Genomic DNA, 21,767 nt, shown 5'->3' with positions numbered 1-21,767 from the left:
AGGACGTCCCATGGCCGTCGATATCGTCATCTATCACAACCCGGAGTGCGGCACGTCGCGCAACACGCTGGCGATGATCCGCAATGCCGGCATCGAGCCGCATGTGGTCGAGTATCTGAAAACCCCGCCCGCACGCGCGCTGCTCGTCGAGTTGATCGACCGCGCCGGCATGACACCCCGCGAACTGCTGCGCGAGAAGGGGACGCCCTATGCGGAGCTGGGCCTTGGCGACACGTCGCTGTCCGACGACGCGCTGGTGGACGCGATGATGGCGCATCCGATCCTCATCAACCGGCCCCTGGTCGTCTCGCCGCTCGGCGTGAAGCTGTGCCGGCCGTCCGAAGCCGTCCTCGACCTGCTGCCGAGCGACCAGCTCGGCGCGTTCGCCAAGGAAGACGGCGAGCAAGTGGTCGATGCTTCGGGCCAGCGCGTCGCCTGATGCTCCTTGCCGTCCTGATTTTCGTCGCCACGATCGCGCTCGTCATCTGGCAACCCAAGGGACTCGGCATCGGGTGGAGCGCGATGGGCGGGGCCGTCGTCGCGCTGCTCGCGGGCGTCGTCACGCTGTCCGACGTGCCGGTGGTGTGGGGTATCGTCTGGAACGCGACGGCCGCGTTCGTCGCGATCATCGTCATCAGCCTGCTGCTCGATGAGGCCGGATTCTTCGAATGGGCGGCGCTCCACGTCGCCCGCTGGGGCAGGGGGCATGGTCGCCGGCTGTTCGTCCTGATCGTGCTGCTCGGCGCGGCGGTGTCCGCGCTGTTCGCAAACGATGGCGCGGCGCTGATCCTGACGCCGATCGTCATCGCCATGCTGCGGGCGCTGGGGTTCAAGGACAAGGCGACGCTGGCGTTCGTCATGGCGGCGGGATTCATCGCCGACACCGCCAGCCTGCCGCTGGTCGTCTCGAACCTCGTCAACATCGTGTCGGCCGACTTCTTCCACGTCGGCTTCGGCGACTATGCGGCCGTGATGGTGCCGGTCGACCTGGTGTCGATCGCCGCCACGCTGGGTGCGCTGCTGCTGTTCTTCCGGCGCGACATACAGGCAGACTATGACGTGAGCGCTCTGCGCGCGCCGCGCGACGCGATCCGCGATGCCGCGACGTTCCGCGCCGGATGGATCGTTCTCGCGCTGCTGCTCGCCGGCTTCTTCCTGCTCGAACCGCTCGGCGTGCCGGTCAGCGCCGTGGCCGCAGCCGGCGCGATCCTGCTGTTGGTGATCGCGGGGCGGGGCCATGTGATTCAGACCGGCAAGGTGCTGCGCGGCGCACCGTGGCAGGTCGTGATCTTCTCGCTCGGCATGTATCTCGTCGTCTATGGCCTGCGGAACGCCGGCCTGACCGACCATCTGGCGGCGCTGCTCGATCGTACCGCGCAAGGCGGCGTATGGGGTGCGGCGCTGGGTACGGGCGTCATCGCGGCGGTCCTGTCGTCGGTGATGAACAACATGCCGACCGTGCTGGTGGGCGCGCTCTCGATCGACGCCACCCACGCCACGGGCGCGATCAAGGAAGCAATGATCTACGCCAACGTGATCGGCTGCGATCTCGGCCCCAAGCTGACGCCGATCGGGTCGCTCGCGACGCTGCTCTGGCTCCACGTCCTCGGGCAGAAGGGCGTTCGGATCGGATGGGGCTATTACTTTCGGGTCGGCGTCACGCTTACCGTGCCGGTGCTGCTCGTCACGCTCGCGGCGCTCGCGATCCGGATCAGCCTCGGGTGACGGGACTGACCATCACGGCGCTTGAACCCGCCGAGCTGGCCGGGCTGGCCGGGCTGGCATGGTTTCTCGATGCCGCCAGCCTGCCGAGCGCTGATCTCGCCGATCCCGGCCGCCTGTTCTTCCGGTTCGAGGCTGATAGCCTCGTCGGATATGGCGGCCTGGAGGGGGAGGGGGCCGACCGCCTGCTCCGCTCGATCGTCATCCTCGCCGATCGTCGCGGGCATGGCCTGGGCCGGGCGCTGGTCGCCACCCTCGAACAACAGGCGCGCACCCTCGGGGTGCGGCGCCTTCATCTGCTCACAACCACGGCCGTGCCATTCTTCCGGGCGCTCGGCTATGCCGACGCCGATCGCGGCGCGGCCCCCGCGGCCGTGGCCGCATCGCGCGAGTTTACCGCGCTATGCCCAGCGTCGGCCGTCTATCTCGTGAAAGCTCTCTGATGCCGCTCCGCACGCTTCCCGATCCCGATACCCTGCCGGCACTCGATCCCGCCTATGCCATTCAGCGGCCGGCGCTGGGGCTTGGCCCGCTTGATCCCGCACCGCGTATCCTTCTGCTCTACGGTTCGCTGCGCGAACGGTCCTTCTCCCGGCTGTGTGTCGAGGAAGCGGCGCGCCTGCTCCGCTTCTTCGGGTGCGAGACGCGCATCTTCGATCCATCGACCCTGCCGTTGCCCGACCAACATGCCGGCGACGATCATCCAGCCGTCCACGAGCTGCGTGAGCTGTCTTTATGGTCGGAGGGTCAGGTGTGGTGCAGCCCGGAACGTCACGGGCAGATCACTGGCATCATGAAGCTGCAGATTGACCATCTGCCGCTGTCGATGGGCGGGATGCGCCCGACGCAGGGGCGCACGCTCGCGGTCATGCAGGTATCGGCCGGATCGCAGTCGTTTAACAGCGTCAACACGCTACGCGTGCTGGGTCGCTGGATGCGGATGGTGACGATCCCGAACCAGTCGAGCGTCGCCAAGGCGTTCAACGAGTTCGATGACGCCGGACGCATGAAGCCGTCCAGCTACTATGACCGGATCGTCGATGTGATGGAGGAGCTGGTCCGCTTTACGGTGCTGCTGCGCCCGCACGCCGCCCAGCTCGTCGACCGCTATTCCGAACGCAAGGAAGCGGGCGTGCCGGTCGATACGGCGACGGATCTATCAAGCATCGCGACTGCCCGCGAAGGATAGCAGCCAACTCGATAGATAGCCGAGCGGAGCCATAGACGTTATCTTGGTGGTCAATCGAACCTAGCCGCAAGAGGACAGGAGATGGCGATCAATACGATCATTCAGCTCGGCGCGCACAGGGCAAAGACCTGTAAGACGCGGTTCGGCAATGTGACAGTCACGGCTCCCCCGCCCTCTAAGGCGATGGTCCAGCACAACGTGAAGGCCAGCACGCAAGCGCTCGAACGGGTAACGAAACGTTTGGCTAAAGCCGGCGTCCGTCTTTACGCTAAAAAAGACGTTCCTCTCTACTCGCTCGACAGCGACAATCCCGACGTGATGATCCGCAAGCTAAACGGGAAGGTCGAGCGAGGGAGCTTCATCGACGGCGCGTTTAACGCGGAGGCAAGGTAGGGTCGGCAGGAGGGTCGTTCGCCAGGTTCGCGTTCAAACTCTCACGATTGACCACCCATGTGCATCATGGTTGTCCTTTGTCGCGTAGTTTTCTAGATAGAAGATACTCGCGGCCTTCCTTTGGAAGTGTCCGTTTCCCGTAAGGGAACTAACAGGCCAGGGCCGTCCGAAAGGGCGGCCCTTGGTTTATCCGCCGCATCGTAAGCAGTGCCACGTGGCACACCCTCCGGTTGTCAGCGCTGAGCGCGCGCGCTCTCGATCCTGATAGTACATTGAACCGGCTTCCCGGTTTTGGTTGCCGCGCGCTGACACCGCTCGACTGCTGTGCGATTGGCGGTGACGATCCGGTCGCCCGCGGCGATATTGGCGAAGGCATCCGGCGCTGCGGTCCGCATCATGCGCTGCCCGCCTTCCCACATCGGCATGTCGAGCGTGCGCGCAGCCATCCGCTCCGACCATTGCCAACCTGTCGGCACTGAACGTGCCACGACGCCGGCGAACACTGCCCATACGATCATGCCGACGACGATCCCGCCGATCGCCGCCCGGACCAGCCATCGGTTCTGCTCGTCACCGCGCCGGGCTGATGCCGCGACACCATGCAGGGCACGCGTGGCGTCGCGCAGCTCGCCCGCCGCAGTTTTCACCGCCTGCCGGTCCTCGGCGACGGCACCCGTGATGCGGTTGGCGACTTGGCGGGCGACCGCTTCCTCCTCGATCGCCTTCCGCATGAACTCGGCGCGCTGGAGGGTGGCGTTCGCCAGCTTTGTGATCTGACCCAGCGTCTCGCCATAATCGGGCGGTTCGGGTCGATCGTCGCGCGCCGCGATCCCCTCGATCGCGCGCCTGAGCAACGCCAGCTCGCCGCGCACGCCCTCGAACGCTTCGGCCGCGGCATCCCGTTCATGATCTTCGTCGTCCATCCCGCCTCCTTCTCGTATCCGAAAGCACGAACTCTAGCGGCTCATGCCCCTGTCACGGTCGAGCGCCGGCCCGATCGATCGCGCCAGCGCATCGCCGATCGACCGCTCACGCTCGATCCTGATTTCCAGCTCGGGCGCACGACGGCGCAGCGCGGACTCAAGTTGCGGATCGCGGGCAAGCCCGCCCGCCGCCTGCGCCATGCGCCCGCGCGTCTTCTCCGCACCTTCATGGTCGCCGGCCCGTTCCAGGCCGGCACGCTGGCGCTGCATCGCCTGCCAGCCCGTCACGAACCGATCGGCACGCGCGTCCGGATCAAGCCGGATACGCTGCTCCTCGGCCATCGCGCGCGCCGCACCGCCCGTGTTGCCGCCCGATGCCTGCTCGATCAGCGACGGATCGCGACGGATCGCCGCGGCGAGATCACGCGCGGCATCGGGCCGGACGGCGTCCAGCGCTGCGCCCGCCTTGCGCAGCGCGTCTTCCTGATAGGGCAGCACGGGCAAGTCCCTAGCCGTCTGCCGGGCGATATCGCCGGCGGCACGGGCATAGTGTCCGATCGCCCTGGCCTGGTCGGGACGGTCGTTACCGATCGCCGCCCCGCCCCTTTCGGTTGCCGGTGCCTTTTCCATCGCGGGCTTCGGTTTGAACCCCGCGAACATGCCCCGCGCCTTGTCGCGCACCTTCTCGACCACTTGGCGCGCGAGTTCCGGGAACCGGATCTCGCGCCGATCGGCGAACGCGCGGGCATGGTCCTGCTCGCCACGTGTCGGCGCATAGTCGCCGGCCATGTCCTTGCCGCGGTCGCGCGACAGGGCCCGGACGAGCTGACGCTGATCGGCGAAGTCGTCGCGGCCATAATGGAGCTGCACATCGTCGCGATGCCGCGACATGCCGACATAGGCGCTGTGCCGGTCCATGCCGGGGGTAGCGAGGATGTGCGCGCGATCGACCGTCACGCCCTGCGATTTGTGGAATGTGGCAGCGTAGCCATGATCGACATGGGCATAGTCCTTTGCGTCGAACGCGACCTGACGCCCCCCGTCCAGCCGGACGGTCATGCCCTCCGGCGTCACCTGCTCGATCGTGCCGAGCGTGCCGTTCTTCACCCCCAGCGACCGCTCGTTCCGCAGGAACATCAGGCGGTCGCCGCTCGCGAACTGGCGCGCGCCCCGATCGGCGCTGAACGTCACGTCGCCGCCAAGGTCGCCGGTCGCGCGAAGTCGCCCGCGCGCCTCCTCGTTCAGCTCGCGAACCTCGGCGTTGGTGTGGGTGAGGATGACGCGGGATTTGTCCGGCTCGACCTGCCGCGCGCGATCCCAACCGTCCACCAGCTCGCCCCGCGCCTGCTCACGCGTGTCGGCCGCGTGGACCATGCCCTTGGCATCATAGGCATGGATCGCCTCGCCGGTGCGCCCCGTCGCGAGCGCGCGCGTCGCGTCGCGCTGCCAGTCCTCACGCTGCCGCCTGATCTCGGTAATCTCGGCCGCGCCGTGCCGCTCGGTGACACTGCGGAACGCCGCGCCGGCCTCGATCGCCTGCAACTGCTCGGGGTCGCCTACCATGACGACCTTGGCACCGGCGTCGCGGGCTTGGCCAAGCACGCGCTCCATCTGGCGCGTGCCGATCATACCGGCCTCGTCCAGGACCAGCACGTCCCTGGGGCCTAGCTGCTCGCGCCCCTGGCCCCATGCGTGTTCGAGGCTGGCGATCGTCCGCGACGTGATGCCGGACCCGCCCTCAAGGTTCTCCGCCGCGATGCCGGACAAGGCTGCGCCGCGCACCGTGTAGCCCTCCCGCTCCCACGCCTCGCGCGCGACGCCGAGCATCGCCGACTTGCCGCTGCCGGCGTAGCCGACGACGGACGCCAGCCCGGCGCTGCCGGTGACATGATCGAAGGCGTCGCGCTGCTCGGCCGAAAGGACAAGCCCCTTGGCGCTGGCCGCGTCGATCGCGGCGTCACGGTGCCGATCGCCGACGCCATGCCCGGCGCGACCCGCCAGCTCGTCGCCGGCCCGCTCAAGCCGGGCTTCCGTCGCGATCATGTCGCGGGACGTGAACCGCTCCTGGTCGCGCCCGTCCTTCCCCAATGCTACCAGCTCGGAGCTGCCACGCACCGCGCCCATCACCTGGTCGAACTGATCCTTGCCGTCGCTATGCCGAAACGCGAACGTTGCAAGGTCGCGGGTGGTGAACGTCGCCTGGCTGCGCGTGATAGCGTCCAGCGCAATTCCCGGATCGGCGATGATCTTCTCGCCGTTTTCGCGGGCGATGCGCGTGTGATCCTCGATCCGCTCGGCCTCAAGCCCCTGCTCCGGTCGCCGGGACGCTGCGGGGCCGATCTTGTGCTGCGGCTCCAACCCGATCCCCTGCGCCTCGTAGGAACGGTGATCGATCCGCCCCTCCAACCCCAGCTCGGCCATGCGCTCGTTGACGTGCGCCGCCCACGCCTCGCGCCACTCCTTCAACAGCTCGGTGCCGTTCCAGTCGCGGTTCTTCCTGCCAAACCCCTCCGGGCCTACGTCGCGCATGGTCATCATCACATGCGCGTGCGGCTTGGGGGTGCCGTCCTTCGCCTTGTCCCAATGCACGTTCAGGTCCGCGACCATCCCGCGATCGACAAACTGCCTCTTCACGAAATCCCGCGCGAGCTGGACGCCCTGCTTCTCGTTCATCTCGCGCGGAATCGAGAACTCCACCTCACGGGCAAGCTGCGCGTCCTTGCGCTTCTCCCCTGCCTCCACCTCGTTCCACAAAGTCGAGCGGTCGTTTAAACGTTCCGGCGCGCCCTCCGGCAACATCACTTCGGAATAGATGACGCCGGCCTTGTTGCTGAAATCATGATCGCGTCCGAGCCGGTCGTCGTGCAGCTCGGATGCCGAACGATAGGCAGCACTCGCGACGGCGCTCGATCCGTTCGCGCGGCTTACGACCTTGGCGGAGAAATGGTAGATCGCCATGACGCTTCGTACACTGCCTTACTTAGCGCACGTCGGCAACGACGTATAAGCGCGCACTCACGATCTGCTGCGCATCTCCTGACTGACTTGATGCTGCTTTCTGTTCGTTCCGGCTTTACCCATGTGCCGGACGCGCTAGGATGCTGCTGACCGATACGCGGAAAGGTGAAGGCGATGCGGAAGGTTCGCGATTACGATGCCGAGTTGAAGGCGCTGGGTGACAAGACTCGCGCACTCAAGGCGAAGCGGGTCGAACAGCTTGGCCAGCTTGTCACCGCGACCGGAGCCGACGCGCTCGATGCAGAAACCCTCGCCGGCGTATTGCTCGACGCGATCGGATCGAAGGATGCGGGTGCGAAGGAGGCATGGCGCGCGAAGGGCGCGGCCTTCTTTCAACGGCGTGGGCGCAAAGGTGGCGGCGCTGCTGCAATCGACGGATCGGGCGCTGCGGCTGAACCGGGCGGCGATGCTGCGGGCGGAAGCGGCGGAGCGGCGAACGGATAGCAGGGTCTGGGTCGTGCAACGTCGGACAAGAACACGCCACCTGATTGAGCTGGGCGGGCTGGTCCAGAAAGCCGGGCTTGTCGAACTGACGGATGACGATCGCGCCACGCTCTACGGCGCGCTGCTTGATATCGCCGGACGCGCGCGCGGCGATGATGCCGGTGATACGCTGGCGTTGTGGAAGCGCCGCGGCAGACGGGCGTTCGACGCGGAAGCGGAGAAGGTTGAATGACCGGGTTGAACATTGAAGCAATCCGCGCCGAAGTTCGCGCGCTCGACTATGTGCGGGGCACCCTGACCGACGCCGCGATGTGGCGCGAGGACGACGAGGATTCCCGGGCCAACCTCGCGATCGAAAACATGGCGCTGTCTGCTGAGGATGACGCGCTGTTCGACATGCTGCGCGACGAATGCGTGCCCCCTCCCCTCGCCACGCAAATACTCCTTAAACTGCTCGGCCATCCCGACGCCGATCCGGCGCTGGCGATCACGCCTGCCGGTGCGAGCTGCTGATGCCAGCGCGCATCGGACCGCTAGCGGCGCTGTTCATCGGCTTCGTGGTGCTGATGGCGAGCAATTCCTGGCTCAAAGGGATCTTCGGCGTCGGTGAAATCGCGACCGATGTGCCGTTCCTGCTGACGGGCCTGACGCTGTTCGCGATCTGGAAGTTCAATCGCCGCGGCGGCAACCGCGGTAACACCCTGTTCGGCTCGGCCCGGTTCGGCGATCGGCGCGATCTGGCGAAGCTTGAAGGCGCGGGCGATCTCATCATCGGCCGTTCGGGCAAGACCAACAAGCTGCTGCACTATGGCGGCGCGGCACACCTGCTGACGATGGCCCCTACCCGGTCGGGCAAGGGCGTCGGCACGATCATCCCCAACCTGCTGCTGCTCGATCGCGCCGTGATCTGCATCGATCCCAAGGGCGAGAACGCGCGCGTCACCGCCCGTGCGCGCGCCGCCAAGGGCAAGGTGTGGTGCCTCGATCCGTTCGGCGTCTCGGGTCAGCCGGTCGCGCGCTACAACCCGCTCGATCGGCTCGATCCCGCCTCGATCGACCTCGCGGAGGATGCCGGCACGCTTGCCGACGCACTGGTCCATGACGCGCCCGGCCAGGCCGGAGAAGCGCATTGGAATGAGGAAGCCAAGGCGCTGATCGCCGGGCTGATCCTCCACGTCGTCACCACCGAACCCGCCGATCGCCGCACGCTGGCGACGCTGCGCGAGCTGCTGACGCTTCCCCCTGCCCGCTTCGCGGCCCTGCTCGATGCCATGTCGGACAGTCCGGCCGCCGGCGGTCTGGTGGCGCGCGCCGCCAACCGCCACCTCAGCAAGTCCGATCGGGAAGCCGCGGGCGTGCTGTCTTCGGCTCAGCGTCACACCCACTTTCTCGACAGTCCGCGTATCGTGGACAGCACGTCCACGTCCGATTTTCGTTTTGCCGATTTGAAGGAGCGCCCCGCCACGGTGTTCCTCTGTCTGCCGCCCGATCGGCTTGACACTTACGCGCGCTGGCTGCGCCTACTGGTTGCGCAGGCCGTTACCGATATGGCGCGCTCCCCTGCCCGTCCCGATAAGCCCGTGCTATTCCTGCTGGACGAATTTGCCGCACTCGGCCGATTGGAGCCGGTGGAGCGGGCGATGGGTCTGATGGCAGGCTACGGGATGCAGCTCTGGCCGATCCTCCAGGACATGCATCAGCTCAAGGCCACCTATGGCGAACGTGCCGGCACGTTCATGTCCAATGCCGGCGTGATCCAAACGTTCGGCGTCAACGATCACGCTACGGCCGATATGCTCTCGAAGACGATCGGCGACACCACGATCGAATACACCACTTTTGGCTCGTCCGGCCCGGGAAGCGTATTCAGCAGCGGCACATATTCCGAAAGCTCCAGCAGCCACGTTGCGTCGCGCCGGCTAGCGACGCCCGATGAAATAATGCGGATGGACTCAGACAGCCTGCTACTGTTGCGGCAGGGCCAGATCCCTCTCGTAGTCGGCAAAATCCGCTATTACGCCGAGCGCGAATTTGCCGGCCTCTACGATCCGGGCTGAAAGGTCGTCGAAAGCACGAAAGGCATCCGAAATCCGCTTGCCAGTCGGCGCGACCACAGTGGTGGCCCTTCTGATCCATAAAATTTGCGGGCAGATTCGTGCTTTCGGCGACCGATTGATCCTGCCGCAGAAGGCCAGCCTAATCGCTGCCCTCCCTGTATACGCGTATACCGCGCAGACGTCTCCACCTGCCTGGCGTGAAAAGTGAGTTTTGGGGTAGTTCCTCACCGTTTGAGGGTAACAGTCGACACTGACCCGAACTGAACACCACAAGCGTCGCTGGCATCGCGGTTTAAGCGCCGCTGGTGGCGTGCGCTGCGTCCGGTACCCGGTTTGGTCCCGGAATGCCCTTCTCTCGCTCTCACAGCGCTTCTGTGCGGCTCTGGGGTGTAATCAGGCCCCGGCCGCCCTTCTTCTTCTCGCATAGCCTGCGGCGCTTGCGCCGCTCTGGTGACGGCGTAGCCGGCACGCGGCAAAAACGTATCGGCCGTATGGCCGATTCCTCATTATCTGTTTCTCTTGGTTATCCACAGATCGGCCTACCCTAAAGCTCACTTTTCGCCATTCAGATTCTCTAATTCTTCTGATTCAAGATTCAGGGTGCTGAAAGGCCAGGATTTCTGGGGAAAATCGGGCCTAACGGTGAGCTTTAGGGTCGATTCGCGTGAGTTTCGGGGTAGCGTGCGGTGAGCTTTGGGGCCGGTAAAAGTGAGTGTTCGGGCCGGTTGCGGTGAGCATTGGGGTAGCTGGCCGGCAGTGTCGGGAGTGACGGTGAGTTTTGGGGTAGCCCCTCACCGTTCTATCGGGGAGCCGGATCATTTGCCTGGCTCACTTTTCGCGTTTAAGGTGAGGCGATAAGTCCCTCTTGCTCACCGTTGGTCAAGTCTATGTCGCAACCTGCCGTGGTCGATATGTCGTTCCGCACACTGGCCCAGAAGGGGCGCGGCAACCCCTTTGATCCCGCCAACTATGGGGAAATCGTCAAACCCGGCGAGCTGGTCGATATTGTCGAGCTGAGCCCCCTCACCCTCGCCGATCGCCGTATCTATAACCTGCTCATCGCCAACGCCTGGGAGCGCATCGGCGAGCCGATCATCCATCGCATCGCAAAATCGGGACTGAAAGGGACGCATCAGGGCAATGAGCGCGTGGAAAGCTCGCTGCTGCGTCTCATGGGCACCATCGCGATCGTCACGATCCGCAAGGACGGCAAGAGCTACAAGCGCCGTGTTCAGCTCCTCGGTCCCAGCGATGAAAGCCTCGAGAAGGACGGCTTCCTTCACTACCGCATCCCGGAAGAGCTAATCGAGATACTACGGAACAGTCAGGTCTATGCCCGTCTCAAGACGCAGGTGATGTATTGCTTCGAGTCGAAGTACGCCCTTTGCCTCTATGAGATGATCGAGCGGCGTATCGGCCTCGAATACAAGCAGAAGGAGGAGTTCACGATTGAGGAGCTGCGTGGCTTGCTCAACGTCCCCGAAGGCAAGCTCGAACGCTTTGCCGATCTGAACAAATACTGCCTCAAGGTCGCCGTTGAGGAAATCAACAAGCTCTGCCCCTTCTATGTCGATTTCACGCCGATCAAGAACGGGCGCAAGGTCGAGCGGGTGGCACTCCATTGGTTCCCGAAAACGTCCAGCGGCAAGCGCGACGCACAGAACCTGATCGATCAACACAGCATCGTGCGGCGCGCCAAGCTGCGTGGCGGGATACCCGAACTGCCCGTGCTGGTGGATTTCAGTACGCCAGCCGCGCAAAGGTGAGGCGCTACCCCAAAACTCACTTTTGGGCCAAGGCCGTGTCAGTATAGCCGTATACGGCTATACTGACACGGCCTTGGCCCACTTGGCATCGACACTGCGCTACCGCTCATCCTCCATCTCGTTTTTGAAGGCGTGCGATCTAGGCTCGGCGGCTTTCGTTGCGCGCCTTCCGCACCTCCCACATCCGTTCCGCATCGGCCCAGCGTTCGTAGTGCAGTTGGAAGACGGCAATCAGGTGCTTTCTGACAGGCCGCTACGTGCTAATTCCATGTAGGTGGTAGCTGTGAGCCAACACGCCTCCAGCGCCGTCGCTTGTCCTAATTTCACGTGAGTTTGCCGGTCGAGAGCAAGCCGATCGCCTATCATGTGGCAAGCTCGCCCTCATAAATTATTACGAGTAAATGGATGCCCTATGCCATGGGTGAGCCGTGGTGGTGGCGCTATTTCGTCGCCTGTGATTCCTAGATTGACGGGTAGAGACGATATGGCAGTTTATGCGGTTTGGAATAACAAGGGCGGTGTTGGAAAAAGCTACCTGACATTCCAGGTCGCGTCTGAATATGCCCGAACGCATCCTAATCAGCGAGTTCTTGTCCTCGACCTCTGTCCACAGGCTAATTCGTCCAGTATGATTTTGGGCGGGATTGAAGCGGGTGAAGCTGCTATTGAACAGCTTTCGGGGATGACGCCTCCCCGGACGATTGCGGGTTACATCAATGATCGCATTGTCAGTCCGTATGTCGACACGCACAGCGGAGCCAGTTATCTTACGCAAGCTCGGACCATTAATAACGCCGTTCCCGCCAATCTCTACCTTATTTGCGGTGACGAGGAATTGGAAATGCAAGCGTCAAGAATTCAACTTGCTTGTACGGCTGGTCCGCCCAACGCATGGCAGATTGTCCATACTTGGATACGAAACCTCATTGATGACGTTCGGAACTCGTGGAATCAACAAGATATAACGGTTTTTATTGACTGTAACCCAAGCTTCACGGTCTATACCGAGTTGGCGATTTCCGCCGCCGATCGGCTAATTATTCCTTTCTCGGCGGATGGCTCTTCAAAGCGAGCGGTTCGCTCGGTTTTATCGCTTGTATATGGTGTGGTCCGCCGCCCGGGGCAGATCCAATCTCAATACTACCGGAACACGCAACAGTTTCTTATGAGGCTTCCTCAGATATATAGCTACGTGGGTAACAGGCTCACGCAAATGAATAGCAGTTCGGCCACAGCATTTAGGACGGTCGTTCTTGAGATCTTTGCCGAGGTATTCAGGGTTTATCAGTCAAACCCTGGATTGTTTGCTATACACCCCGGGGGCAGCCCCGCTCCTATAAATAGGGCTACTTTTCGTGCAATGTTCGAAGAGCAGATCAATGATGCAAATACCGCATCGGTGGTTTCTGGTGCGAAAGGTATTCCGATTTGTTTCCTAACCTCGGGAACTAAGCAATTTTCAGGACGAACAGTTCAAGTGAATCAGTCGCAGCTAGATAAACAACAGCCAAACATTCGAGACTTTGTCGCCAGAATTGAATGATTCCGTTGGGCACCCGTCCTTTCGCGGCCTTCGCACTTTCCCTACTAGTATAACTGTATACGCCTATACCCGCCTACTTGCCCGGCTGCGTCCCTTCTTCACAAACAGGTCGTCCAGCGCCTCGCCCAGCAGGCTCTGCACAGTCGTCCCCTCCTCAGCCGCTAGGATGCGGAGCTGCGTGCTGACCTCCGGCGCGAAATGCCCACCGATCAGCTTGGTCCCTTGTCGTCCCGCCTGCGCGGGTTTGGCGGGGGTTGGCGTTGCCGCGACGGACGGGGCGGGCGTTGCCGGCGCGTCGCCGCCAGCCTTGGCCCGATCAAGCATCGCCTGAAGTGTATTGCCCTTCGCCATCATACCGCCTCCACTTCATCGTATAGGCGTATAGCCGTATACTCGTATAGACGCTTGATTTCCGCTGCGGCGGGGCCGTTAGGCTCGAACTCCTGCACTGCCTGGCCCGCAGCCTGAGCGCGGAAGAACGCCTTGCGGTTGCCGATCGTCACCGGACAAACCGCCGCGCCCAGCTCCTCTACCGCCTTCATCGCGTCGCCCGTCTCCTGTCCCTGCGGGGGGACGAATGTCAGCACGACGGCGAAGGCGCGATCGAGCTGCCGCACCACGTCGAGTGTGTGAGTCATGCTCATGGTGTCGAACACCGCCGTCTTCGTCGGTACGAGGATAAAGTCGGCGTGCCGCGCAGCCTCATAGGCAACATCGCGCGCAACGGCAGCGCCGTCGATCACCACAAGGTCTGTGCCGGCGTCGGCACACGCCTTGAGCATCGCCGCGAGCCGCACCGGCTGGATCGAAGCGACGGCCGGCGTATCGAGCTGGCGCACGTCTTTCCAGAACGATGCTGTCGCCTGCGGGTCCAGATCGATGATCGCGGCTTCCTTGCCCGCCTGCTCGGCCGCTACGGCGAGGCACGTCGCCAACGTCGTTTTTCCAACGCCGCCTTTCTGGGACAGGATGGCTAGAACCTTCATGCTGCACTCCTGCGGTATAGAATTATACTTGTATACTTATATACGACGTGGATGGGAAGGGAAGCGTTACGGCTTCGGATCATCGCCGTCAGTGTTGAGCGGATCATGATGCATCGGCCCGTGCCCCCAACCGGGCATAGCGGTGCGCCGGCCGTCTCGAGCCACTTGCGCGCGGTCCTGACGGTATAGCCACATGTCCCGCACTCGCATTTGAGCAACCGCGTCGCCTGCTTCTTCGGGCGCGTCGTCTCGCCGCCGGTATCGAGCCGGGCATGGGGAAGGGGGCCTGCAGCCGCGAGGATGGGCGCAACTGCGGAGAGGAAAGCATCGCCCGGCGTCGTGGCGGTCAGCCGCCAAGCGAGCGCGGGGCATCGCTGAATATTAGCAGCCGCTCTGGCTCGGCAGCAAACCAAGCGTAGCTGCCCCAAGCGAGGCTATCGACCGTCTTCTTGAATGGCCCAGCGCTGCGATCGAGAAACGCCGTCACGAATGCAACATGCTCGGCGGGGAAGCCCGTCTCGGCGACCAACGCCTCCAGCGCCTCCTTTCGACGTTCACTGATCGGGCCATCGGTCGCGACCACCTCTACGAACACCAGCAACGGATGCGTCGGCCCAAGGTCGACGAGGATCGTGTCGGGCAGGTTCCGGTCGGCTTGAATCGCGAGGCCGATCGACCGCGCCAGCTCGTCGTCGCGCGCGACCACCTTGTTGCCGCTCTCGCTGAGGAACAGGACGGCGGGATCGGTGAGGAAGGTGGGGGCGAACACCTCGACCACCGCCTTGGTGATCGCCGAACTGGGGCCGGGCTTCATCCGGCGCGTCTCGCCGTTCGGGAAGGTGACCAGTACCTGATCGGCGCTGACGCCGGCACCGCGGCGAACGATCGCCAGTCGGGCGAGCGCACCCTTGTTCAATGCCTCGGCCTGCCACGCCGCGATCCGGACCCGCAGCGATTCGTCGGCGAGGTCCGGGTCGAACAAAGCGGCGAAGCCCGCCTTCAGCGCATAGCGCGGCTTGCTCGACGTAGTGGCAAGGTCGGTGCGCTCGGTCACTGCGCCGATCGCCACCAGTCCCTCGCGCAGCGTCTCATCACGGATCGGCTCGCGGGTGTTGTCCTGATACCAGCGTCGGCCCTCGACTTGGCTCCCGGTGCGCAGAACGCCGGTCGCATAGCTGGCCCGGTCGGCAGCATCAGTACGCGCCGCCCGTTCGTCGGTCATGCGATAGACGTGCTTGGGACCGAGATACGTCCCGCTGCCCTCAACCGCGTCGATATAGAGGGCGACGAACACTGTGCTCGCCGCCAGCATCCGGGTCAGATAGGCGCGATTGGGCGCTCCATCGGGGAAGATCTCCTGCAGCCGGACATGGACCTGTTCACGGGTTAGCAGCGGCGTCATGGGACGACCTGCCCATAGAGGCGCGCCAGTTCGTCCTCGATGGCGGCACCGCGGCGGACCAGCGCCTCCACCGTTTTCATCGCGGCGGGTGAGGGCAGGGGCAGCGCCTCCATCTCGAACGCCGATACCGCGACGCTACCGTTGATGCAGCGGAAGAGCTGATCGACGACCGCGCTGTTCAGCACCGCCGCGACCGTCGCCGGCGATACCGCGGGCCGCGCGGAGGGCCTGACCATGTTCAGGTGGTTCTCGACCACAACGCCGCCATGCTGCACGATGAAGTCCGCCGGCAGCTCGGCCGCGATCAGGCGACGCGCCTGCTCCTTCGCGGTGGTGCGCTGGACGAGGACGCATGCCTCCTCGACAAGCAGCCAGGCATCGCCCCGCTCGACCTTGAAATAAGGCGCGTGATTGCGCTTCTCGGCCCGGAACGCGAAGCGACCATCCGCCGACACCGCCTCCGCCCAGATCAGCGGATGTGCGCCGCGTGCGGGGCGGAGCCGCATCTGGTCCTTGTAGCGGTTCCACACCAGCGGTCCCGTCGAGACACGGTAACCCCAGTCGGCAAGCCGCGCTGGCATCGTCTCGGCCTTGGCGATCAAAGCGCTGTGCCGTGGCTCGCGCGGTGCGAGCCACGGTTGCGACGCCGGGGAGGGCAGGCCGATCGTACCGTTGCGGATGACGCGGGCCTCGCGCTCGTTCGCGACCTCGACATAATGGATCTGAGCGCGGCCAGGCTTTGCGCCGCGCTTGTAAGCCGCCAGCAACGTCTCCTGCAGCACGTCCTCGAACACGCCGCGCCGGGCATGGACGAAATCGATCGCGACGGGCGGCGCCTCCTTGGCGATCAGCTCACGCAGCGCGGAATAGTAACTGCCCGACAGGAAACTGGTCGGCGTCAGATAGGCGATGGTCCCGCCCTTCTTCGTCCAGCGCACGGCGATATCCGTGAACACGCCGTAGAGATTGGCGTGGCCGTAAAGGCTGCGTGCGAACCGCTGGCGCTGTTCGGGCGTGAGAGTGACACGGCCATAAGGCGGATTGCCGATCACCAGGTCGAAGCGGGCCACCGGCGCTTCCTCCAGCGTGTCGGCGACGCGCACGACGATCGGGGCTGCACGGCCTGCAGCGGCAGTCACATCCGCCAGCAGCAGTTCGATCGCATTCTGCCCGAAGCCCGCGGCATAGGGATCCAGCTCCAGCCCGGTCAGGCGGGTGCCGATCTGCCGCAGTACGATCGCCGGCTCGGCCGCGGGAAGCGCAGCGATCATCCGTTCGGCTGCAGGCAACAGGAACGCGCCTCCGCCGCTCGCCGGATCGAGCACGCGCGCACGGGTCCAGTCGATCCCCTGTTCCTCGGCCATGTCGAGCAACCGGTTCGCCAGCGCCGGCGGGGTGTAGAACGCCCCCATCGCCCCGCGCTCCCGTGCCGCGAGCAGGGTCGTGTAGAGGCCGGTCAGGAAATAAACCGCCTCGGCGATCGGCAACGGCGCGGCCTCACGCCCCACCACTGCAGCCAGCTCGGCGACCGCGCGATCGAGCCGGCCATAGGGTGCGGCGAATGGTGGACTGAGGATCGCATGGGGTCGGGCCTCGGCGCGATAGGTGTCGATCGCATCGCGAGTGAACAGCGCGGCCATGTCCCGGCGTCGCGGTTCGGGCAGCGTCTCTGCCCATGCCCGAGCGAGCTGGCGGGCACGGGCCAGCTCGTAGCGTTGCGCATCGAGGTCTGCAGGCAAGTCGCGGAGCAGGGCAGGGGCAAGGCTCATGCCACGGCCGATCGGTTACGATGGTCGCGAAGCACCCGCTGCACGGTGGAGCGAGAGACGCGGAACAGGCTGGCAAGCTGCGCCGGTGATCCTTGGCCGGATTCCGCTTTGGCGACGATCTCGGCGCGCTGCTGCCGAGTGAGGCTTGGTCGGCGACCCAGCAGACGCCCAGCTTGGCGCGCGTGCGCGAGCCCACTCATGGTGCGCTCGCGGATCATGGCGCGCTCGAACTCGGCGAAGGCGCCAAGCGTCTGTGTCATCAATCGTCCCGCCGGCGTCGTCGTATCCACGGCCTCGGTCAGCGAGCGGAATCCGGCACCGGCCGCCGCGACTTCCTCCAGCGTGAACAGAAGGTCACGCAGAGAGCGCGACAAGCGATCGAGCTTCCACACCACCAGCACGTCACCCGGCTGCAGGCTCCTGATCGCGCGCGCCAACTCGGGCCGATCGGTCTGTCCGCCTGAGGCTTCCTCGCGAAGGATCGGATCGCACCCCGCTGCAGCAAGCGCGGCGACTTGGGCATCGAGGTCTTGGTGATCGCCGCGAGACACCCGCGCATAGCCGATTTGCATACCGGCCTTCTGACACGGGATTCTGACACCTGTAAACCCGCGGAAATGCGTGTGTCAGTCGGTGGTGTCAGAACCGGACGGCTCCGACACCGTCCCGATTGGGATGGTATTTCGGGATTATGGAAGTAGATCGGTTAGCCGGTTCCACCTGAGACATCAGGAGCCACTTTGGGGTCCGGGTCCTGCGCCTTGCCGGTCGCGGGTGCCACCTTCTGGCTCGGCATAGCGGTGAGATAAGCAACGATCGCATCGACGTCCTTCTCGGCCACTGGCGCCTTATACACCTCACGCATCTTGGTGACGGTCGCCTTCCACTGATCCGCCGATAGCGCAGGCTGGGTCAGCGCCATGCTGGCTGAGTGGCACGAGGTGCAATTGGCATTGATGACGTCGGCGTGCGGACCGTCGGGGTAGGTCGCGTCGTCGGCCGGCAGGTCGACGCTGGTCGAGGCAAGCGAGAAGCCGCGCGCTGACACGCTGGCGGCCGGTGCCGGCTCGGATGTCTCGGAGATCGGAACGGGCGCCTTGCGGCTGCTCGGCGCGCCGATCGAGACGAGGATGATGCCGGTCAGGCCGATCAGGCCAGCAGCCATCATGCCGGGAGACGGAGTCTTCATGATTTGCTCGCTCCTCAGGCCGCGATGATGGTGGTGGTTTCAATGTTGCCGCGCATGAACCCGCCGGGATTCCAGATCGGCTTCATCGGCTGAGCGACACCGTTGGTGTTCCAGCAGCGCACCATGATGGGGTTAGGCCCGCGTCTCAGCGGCACCCGCCCGTCCCAGCGCCGGAAGCTGTACCTGCCCTCGTCCGCTCCGAGCGTCGTCCTGTACCAGGTGCGGCCACCGTCCGACGACACATCGACCTTGACGACGCCGCAATCGCCGCCCATTGCGATGCCGCCGACCGGGATCGACGCTTCATAGGCGATCGCCTGACCATCGGGCAGGCTGGTCATCCAGCTACGCGGGATCATGCGATTGATCGGTACGGTCGGGAAGTCCTTGGCACCGGGCGCGACATTCGCGCCGGGTGTCGCGGGGATCTTGTAGGCCTTGGCCATCCAATACTGGTCGTCAGGGCCGGGCAGTACCTCGATCGCGTTCAGCATCTTGACCCAATAGGTCGAGTACCAGCCCGGCACGATCAGCCGGCAGGGAAAGCCGTTGAGGAGCGGCAGTTGCTCGCCGTTCATGCCGAAGGCGATCATGACCTCGCCGTCGCGGGCATGGTCGATGTCGAGTGCCTTCTCGAAGTCAGGAGCGCCCGCCACGACCGGCTGATCGAGAGCGCCGAAGCGCACCTGCACCGCGCCTGCCTTGACCCCGGCGAGGTCGAGCACGTCGCGCAGGCGAACGCCGAGCCACTTGGCGTTGCCCATCGCGCCATTGCCCCATTGCGCGCCGGCGACGCGCGGCTGGAACAGCCCGCGGCTGTTGCCCGAGCACTGGTTCACCGCCGCCATCTCGACCCGTGGAAGGCGCAGCAGCTGAGCGAGGCTGATCGACAGCGGCCGATTGACGTGGCCGAAGACGTTGAGGCGGAAACTTTCGACGTCGATCGAGGTCGGTATGTCGGCCCAGTGCCAGCGGACGAAGAACTGGTCGTTGGGCGTGAACACCGACTTGTCGAAGACCTCCATCGGCGTCTCCAGCAAGGGTGGATGGACGCGCTGGAGGATCATGCTGCCCTTGCCGGGAAAGGCGCTGGTCATCGGCCGCTCGGCATTGCCGCCGGGCAGCTTCAGGTCGACGAGCTGCTGCGCCAGTGCCGGCGCGGCGGCAAGGCCGGCGGTGCCGAGCGCGGCATGGCTGAGGAAGCGGCGACGGCTGGTCTCACTCGCCAGCCCGGCGTCGAAATTGTCCATGACAAGGCTCTCCTGTGGCCAGTCACGCTGGCGGATCGAAGGGGCATTCTGCAAGTGATCGGACCGACTGATCCGATCATCATGGCAGATCAGTTCGGGGTGGCGATGCAGGGCGAGACGAACAGGTTGCCCCGCCATGCACCGGCTAGCGTCTTGGCACCGACCAGCAGCCACATCGCCGCGAGCGCAACCGTCAGCACCGTGCCGACGATACCGAAAAACATAAGGTTCAGCGTCGTGCCGAGGCGGAAGGTGGCGACGGTGTAGACGCCGAGCGGGAAGGTGTAGCCCCACCAGCCGAGGTTGAACGGCACGCCCGCGCGCCAGTAGCGGATGGTGATAAGCGTCGCGAGCGCCAGCCACCACAGGCCGAAACCCCAAAGGCAGAGCCCGGCGACAACGCCGATCCCCTGCGCGACGGTGCCGACGCCGGCTAGCCCGTGCGCGGTGAGGATCGCCGGCGCATCCGCGCCGAGCACCAGCATGCCCAGAGCACCCGTGCCGATCGGCCCCAGCGCCAGCCAGGAAGATGCCGCCATGCTTTCATGCGGCAACTTGTGGAGTGCCATGCGCAGGATGAGGATGGCGAGGATGCCAAACGCGACCGGCACCGAATAGGCCCACAGCACATAGGAGGTCGCGAGCGTCACTATCTGCGCGTGGGGATCGGTTAGATGCGGCGCGAGCAGCCCGCCGCTGGCGCCCGCCACTTCGGCAGCGACGACCGGCAGCAGCCATACGGCGGTCATGCCGTCCAGGCTGTGCTCGTGGCGGGTAAACATCAGGTAGGGGATCAGCACGCCGCAGGCGAGCGACATGGCGACGTCGATCCACCACAGGATATGCGCGACCGGCACGATGCCATTTCCGAACCGCGCGATGCCGAAGGCGAGACAGCCGTTGATGATCGTCGCCAGCCCCATCGGAATGGTCCCGATGAACATCGACACGGTGTTGTGCCCGAAGATGCGCCGCGCCTCGTGCCCGAACATCACCCAGCGCGCGCCATAGAGGCCGGCGAACAGCGCGAAGAGCGCGATATTGAAGAACCACAACACCTCGCCGACAGGTTTAAGCGAAGGCCCGATGCCGGGCACCTGCGGCAGCGCGAGGGCAAGGATGCCCGTGCCCATCGTCGCGGCGAACCAGTTGGGCGTGAACTGGCGGATCATCTCGCGGGGGTGATCGAGCCGGCTGAGCGGCTTGAGGCCGCTGAGAACGGAGTGCGTGTCGGCAGTCATGCGACCTGCTCCTTGATGAGATCCGTCAGCGCGTCGGCCGCGCGGGTGCGATAGCGTTCCTTGTGGCGCAGCGCGTGAAAGGCGCGGTCGGGCAGCCCGAGCGGCAGCTCGACGAGATCGCCAGCCTTGAGCGCGCGCGCGACGACCAATCGCGACAAGACGGCAACGCCGGCACCGGCCTCAACGGCGGTGCGCACCGCCTCGTTGGACGGCAGCGTCATCGCTATCGTCAGCTGGGCCGGATCAAACCCGCGCGTTCGCAGCACGTCCTCGAAAGTCGAGCGCGTACCCGATCCCTGCTCACGGACGATCCAGCGTGTAGTGCGCAGCCAGGCCTCGTCGATGCGTTCGGCTTCCTCGCGGCCGACCAGCACCATTGGGTCATGCCCGACATTCCAGTGGGCAAGCGCCGGTTCGTCCACCTCGCCCTCGACAAAGCCGAGTTCCGCCGCGCCGCTCAACACCTGCGCTGCCGCGCCTTCGGTGTTGTCGATCGCCAGCTCGACCGCGATCTGTGGGTGGCGTTCGTGGAAGGCGGCGAGCTTTGCCGGCAACCAATAGCTCGCGATCGTCTGGCTGGCGACGATCCGCAACGAACCACGCGCGAGCCCGGCATAGTCCGCGAGCATCGTCTCGGCATGCGCTGCCCGCCCCAGCACCGCGCGCGCTTCCTCCAGAAAGCCGCGGCCTGCCTCGGTAAGCTGGATGCCACGCCCGACGCGGTGGAACAGCGGAACGCCGTAGCGCGCTTCGAGGGCCGCAACCGCCCCGGAGGCAGCAGACTGCGTGACGTTCAGCGCCTCCGCTGCCTTGGTGACGTGTTCGCGCTCCGCGACACCGACGAATATTCTGAGCTGCTCCAAAGTCATGCAGCA

Annotated in this window: 22 protein-coding genes and 1 pseudogene; 11 read left to right on the top strand and 12 right to left on the bottom strand. The window is 64.8% G+C overall.

The window, feature by feature from the left end; translation table 11 throughout:
• The first annotated feature begins 10 nt into the window (after positions 1 to 10).
• From arsC to ILT43_RS19300, 5 genes are all read left to right on the top strand, one after another.
• On the top strand, positions 11 to 439 hold the full coding sequence (gene arsC, locus ILT43_RS19320) for an arsenate reductase (glutaredoxin) (protein WP_184040679.1): 429 nt from the start codon (positions 11 to 13) through the stop codon (positions 437 to 439).
• Positions 439 to 1,725 (top strand): arsenic transporter, encoded by a 1,287-nt coding sequence (locus ILT43_RS19315; protein ID WP_184040682.1) that lies wholly within the window; start codon positions 439 to 441, stop codon positions 1,723 to 1,725. Before arsC ends, ILT43_RS19315 begins: the two co-directional genes overlap by 1 nt.
• Entirely contained in the window at positions 1,722 to 2,165 is a 444-nt protein-coding gene (gene arsN2 / locus ILT43_RS19310; protein ID WP_204200599.1) for an arsenic resistance N-acetyltransferase ArsN2, read from the top strand. The genes ILT43_RS19315 and arsN2 overlap by 4 nt, the downstream gene beginning before the upstream one ends.
• Positions 2,165 to 2,911: an arsenical resistance protein ArsH gene (gene arsH, locus ILT43_RS19305; RefSeq protein ID WP_204200598.1), complete on the top strand. Its 747-nt coding sequence runs from the start codon at positions 2,165 to 2,167 to the stop codon at positions 2,909 to 2,911. Before arsN2 ends, arsH begins: the two co-directional genes overlap by 1 nt.
• Before the next feature lie 81 nt (positions 2,912 to 2,992).
• Positions 2,993 to 3,304 (top strand): hypothetical protein, encoded by a 312-nt coding sequence (locus ILT43_RS19300; protein WP_184040685.1) that lies wholly within the window; start codon positions 2,993 to 2,995, stop codon positions 3,302 to 3,304.
• A gap of 233 nt (positions 3,305 to 3,537) precedes the next feature.
• Here the strand turns inward: ILT43_RS19300 and ILT43_RS19295 are convergent, their stop codons facing one another.
• Positions 3,538 to 4,227, bottom strand: a complete 690-nt coding sequence (locus ILT43_RS19295; protein ID WP_184040688.1) for a DUF6118 family protein — start codon at positions 4,225 to 4,227, stop codon at positions 3,538 to 3,540.
• Between the two features lie 33 nt (positions 4,228 to 4,260).
• Positions 4,261 to 7,185 carry a Ti-type conjugative transfer relaxase TraA gene (gene traA, locus ILT43_RS19290; protein WP_204200597.1) on the bottom strand — a complete coding sequence of 975 codons (2,925 nt, stop codon included), beginning with the start codon at positions 7,183 to 7,185 and terminating at the stop codon, positions 4,261 to 4,263.
• Between the two features lie 174 nt (positions 7,186 to 7,359).
• Here traA and ILT43_RS19285 point away from each other — a divergent pair, with 174 nt between their 5' ends.
• The 6 genes from ILT43_RS19285 (at position 7,360) to ILT43_RS19260 (ending at position 13,055) form a co-directional block, all read left to right on the top strand.
• Positions 7,360 to 7,689, top strand: a complete 330-nt coding sequence (locus ILT43_RS19285) for a conjugal transfer protein TraD (RefSeq protein WP_184040694.1) — start codon at positions 7,360 to 7,362, stop codon at positions 7,687 to 7,689.
• Positions 7,690 to 7,702: 13 nt separating this feature from the next.
• Entirely contained in the window at positions 7,703 to 7,921 is a 219-nt protein-coding gene (locus tag ILT43_RS19280; protein ID WP_184040733.1) for a conjugal transfer protein TraD, read from the top strand.
• Positions 7,918 to 8,202: a hypothetical protein gene (locus tag ILT43_RS19275; RefSeq protein ID WP_184040697.1), complete on the top strand. Its 285-nt coding sequence runs from the start codon at positions 7,918 to 7,920 to the stop codon at positions 8,200 to 8,202. Before ILT43_RS19280 ends, ILT43_RS19275 begins: the two co-directional genes overlap by 4 nt.
• Positions 8,202 to 9,746 (top strand): type IV secretory system conjugative DNA transfer family protein, encoded by a 1,545-nt coding sequence (locus tag ILT43_RS19270; protein ID WP_204200595.1) that lies wholly within the window; start codon positions 8,202 to 8,204, stop codon positions 9,744 to 9,746. The genes ILT43_RS19275 and ILT43_RS19270 overlap by 1 nt, the downstream gene beginning before the upstream one ends.
• A gap of 887 nt (positions 9,747 to 10,633) precedes the next feature.
• Positions 10,634 to 11,512, top strand: coding sequence for a replication initiation protein (locus ILT43_RS19265; protein ID WP_088368471.1), 879 nt, complete (start codon positions 10,634 to 10,636; stop codon positions 11,510 to 11,512).
• A 421-nt stretch (positions 11,513 to 11,933) separates the two neighbouring features.
• Positions 11,934 to 13,055, top strand: coding sequence for an AAA family ATPase (locus ILT43_RS19260; protein ID WP_204200594.1), 1,122 nt, complete (start codon positions 11,934 to 11,936; stop codon positions 13,053 to 13,055).
• Positions 13,056 to 13,118: 63 nt separating this feature from the next.
• Here ILT43_RS19260 and ILT43_RS19255 read toward each other — a convergent pair whose 3' ends face one another.
• From ILT43_RS19255 to ILT43_RS19215, 10 genes and pseudogenes are all read right to left on the bottom strand, one after another.
• On the bottom strand, positions 13,119 to 13,409 hold the full coding sequence (locus ILT43_RS19255; protein WP_204200593.1) for a ribbon-helix-helix domain-containing protein: 291 nt from the start codon (positions 13,407 to 13,409) through the stop codon (positions 13,119 to 13,121).
• Positions 13,406 to 14,041: a nucleotide-binding protein gene (locus ILT43_RS19250; protein ID WP_184040597.1), complete on the bottom strand. Its 636-nt coding sequence runs from the start codon at positions 14,039 to 14,041 to the stop codon at positions 13,406 to 13,408. The genes ILT43_RS19255 and ILT43_RS19250 overlap by 4 nt, the downstream gene beginning before the upstream one ends.
• Positions 14,042 to 14,107: 66 nt before the next feature.
• Positions 14,108 to 14,391: pseudogene (locus tag ILT43_RS19625) on the bottom strand (transcription elongation protein SprT); the annotation flags it as partial.
• Positions 14,388 to 15,443, bottom strand: a complete 1,056-nt coding sequence (locus ILT43_RS19245; protein WP_204200592.1) for a BsuBI/PstI family type II restriction endonuclease — start codon at positions 15,441 to 15,443, stop codon at positions 14,388 to 14,390. The pseudogene ILT43_RS19625 and the gene ILT43_RS19245, both read right to left, overlap by 4 nt.
• Positions 15,440 to 17,212: an HsdM family class I SAM-dependent methyltransferase gene (locus ILT43_RS19240; protein ID WP_184040602.1), complete on the bottom strand. Its 1,773-nt coding sequence runs from the start codon at positions 17,210 to 17,212 to the stop codon at positions 15,440 to 15,442. Before ILT43_RS19240 ends, ILT43_RS19245 begins: the two co-directional genes overlap by 4 nt.
• The gene (locus ILT43_RS19235; RefSeq protein WP_204200591.1) at positions 17,209 to 17,784 is read right to left on the bottom strand and encodes a recombinase family protein; all 576 of its coding nucleotides are present in this window, start codon (positions 17,782 to 17,784) and stop codon (positions 17,209 to 17,211) included. Before ILT43_RS19235 ends, ILT43_RS19240 begins: the two co-directional genes overlap by 4 nt.
• Before the next feature lie 134 nt (positions 17,785 to 17,918).
• Positions 17,919 to 18,401 (bottom strand): c-type cytochrome, encoded by a 483-nt coding sequence (locus ILT43_RS19230; protein ID WP_112384036.1) that lies wholly within the window; start codon positions 18,399 to 18,401, stop codon positions 17,919 to 17,921.
• A gap of 14 nt (positions 18,402 to 18,415) precedes the next feature.
• Positions 18,416 to 19,651 carry a molybdopterin-dependent oxidoreductase gene (locus tag ILT43_RS19225; protein ID WP_204200590.1) on the bottom strand — a complete coding sequence of 412 codons (1,236 nt, stop codon included), beginning with the start codon at positions 19,649 to 19,651 and terminating at the stop codon, positions 18,416 to 18,418.
• A gap of 89 nt (positions 19,652 to 19,740) precedes the next feature.
• Positions 19,741 to 20,892: a TDT family transporter gene (locus ILT43_RS19220; RefSeq protein ID WP_007406242.1), complete on the bottom strand. Its 1,152-nt coding sequence runs from the start codon at positions 20,890 to 20,892 to the stop codon at positions 19,741 to 19,743.
• Positions 20,889 to 21,761 (bottom strand): LysR family transcriptional regulator, encoded by an 873-nt coding sequence (locus ILT43_RS19215; RefSeq protein WP_007406272.1) that lies wholly within the window; start codon positions 21,759 to 21,761, stop codon positions 20,889 to 20,891. The genes ILT43_RS19220 and ILT43_RS19215 overlap by 4 nt, the downstream gene beginning before the upstream one ends.
• Between the last annotated feature and the right edge of the window lie 6 nt (positions 21,762 to 21,767).

Source organism: Sphingomonas longa, from assembly GCF_016892685.1.
Lineage (GTDB): Bacteria > Pseudomonadota > Alphaproteobacteria > Sphingomonadales > Sphingomonadaceae > Sphingomonas > Sphingomonas longa.
Note: the sequence above shows the minus strand (reverse complement) of the source record. Positions and strands in the feature narration are given on the sequence as shown.

Bases quoted from the DNA above. Each gene is read 5' to 3' on its own strand.
- ILT43_RS19230 (WP_112384036.1), bottom strand. From the start codon at position 18,401: ATGAAGACTCCGTCTCCCGGCATGATGGCTGCTGGCCTGATCGGCCTG.
- ILT43_RS19295 (WP_184040688.1), bottom strand. From the start codon at position 4,227: ATGGACGACGAAGATCATGAACGGGATGCCGCGGCCGAAGCGTTCGAG.
- ILT43_RS19300 (WP_184040685.1), top strand. From the start codon at position 2,993: ATGGCGATCAATACGATCATTCAGCTCGGCGCGCACAGGGCAAAGACC.
- ILT43_RS19315 (WP_184040682.1), top strand. From the start codon at position 439: ATGCTCCTTGCCGTCCTGATTTTCGTCGCCACGATCGCGCTCGTCATC.
- ILT43_RS19255 (WP_204200593.1), bottom strand. From the start codon at position 13,409: ATGATGGCGAAGGGCAATACACTTCAGGCGATGCTTGATCGGGCCAAG.
- ILT43_RS19215 (WP_007406272.1), bottom strand. From the start codon at position 21,761: ATGACTTTGGAGCAGCTCAGAATATTCGTCGGTGTCGCGGAGCGCGAA.
- ILT43_RS19220 (WP_007406242.1), bottom strand. From the start codon at position 20,892: ATGACTGCCGACACGCACTCCGTTCTCAGCGGCCTCAAGCCGCTCAGC.
- ILT43_RS19270 (WP_204200595.1), top strand. From the start codon at position 8,202: ATGCCAGCGCGCATCGGACCGCTAGCGGCGCTGTTCATCGGCTTCGTG.
- ILT43_RS19240 (WP_184040602.1), bottom strand. From the start codon at position 17,212: ATGAGCCTTGCCCCTGCCCTGCTCCGCGACTTGCCTGCAGACCTCGAT.
- ILT43_RS19235 (WP_204200591.1), bottom strand. From the start codon at position 17,784: ATGCAAATCGGCTATGCGCGGGTGTCTCGCGGCGATCACCAAGACCTC.
- traA (WP_204200597.1), bottom strand. From the start codon at position 7,185: ATGGCGATCTACCATTTCTCCGCCAAGGTCGTAAGCCGCGCGAACGGA.
- ILT43_RS19225 (WP_204200590.1), bottom strand. From the start codon at position 19,651: ATGGACAATTTCGACGCCGGGCTGGCGAGTGAGACCAGCCGTCGCCGC.
- ILT43_RS19285 (WP_184040694.1), top strand. From the start codon at position 7,360: ATGCGGAAGGTTCGCGATTACGATGCCGAGTTGAAGGCGCTGGGTGAC.
- arsH (WP_204200598.1), top strand. From the start codon at position 2,165: ATGCCGCTCCGCACGCTTCCCGATCCCGATACCCTGCCGGCACTCGAT.
- ILT43_RS19265 (WP_088368471.1), top strand. From the start codon at position 10,634: ATGTCGCAACCTGCCGTGGTCGATATGTCGTTCCGCACACTGGCCCAG.
- ILT43_RS19245 (WP_204200592.1), bottom strand. From the start codon at position 15,443: ATGACGCCGCTGCTAACCCGTGAACAGGTCCATGTCCGGCTGCAGGAG.
- ILT43_RS19250 (WP_184040597.1), bottom strand. From the start codon at position 14,041: ATGAAGGTTCTAGCCATCCTGTCCCAGAAAGGCGGCGTTGGAAAAACG.
- arsC (WP_184040679.1), top strand. From the start codon at position 11: ATGGCCGTCGATATCGTCATCTATCACAACCCGGAGTGCGGCACGTCG.
- ILT43_RS19275 (WP_184040697.1), top strand. From the start codon at position 7,918: ATGACCGGGTTGAACATTGAAGCAATCCGCGCCGAAGTTCGCGCGCTC.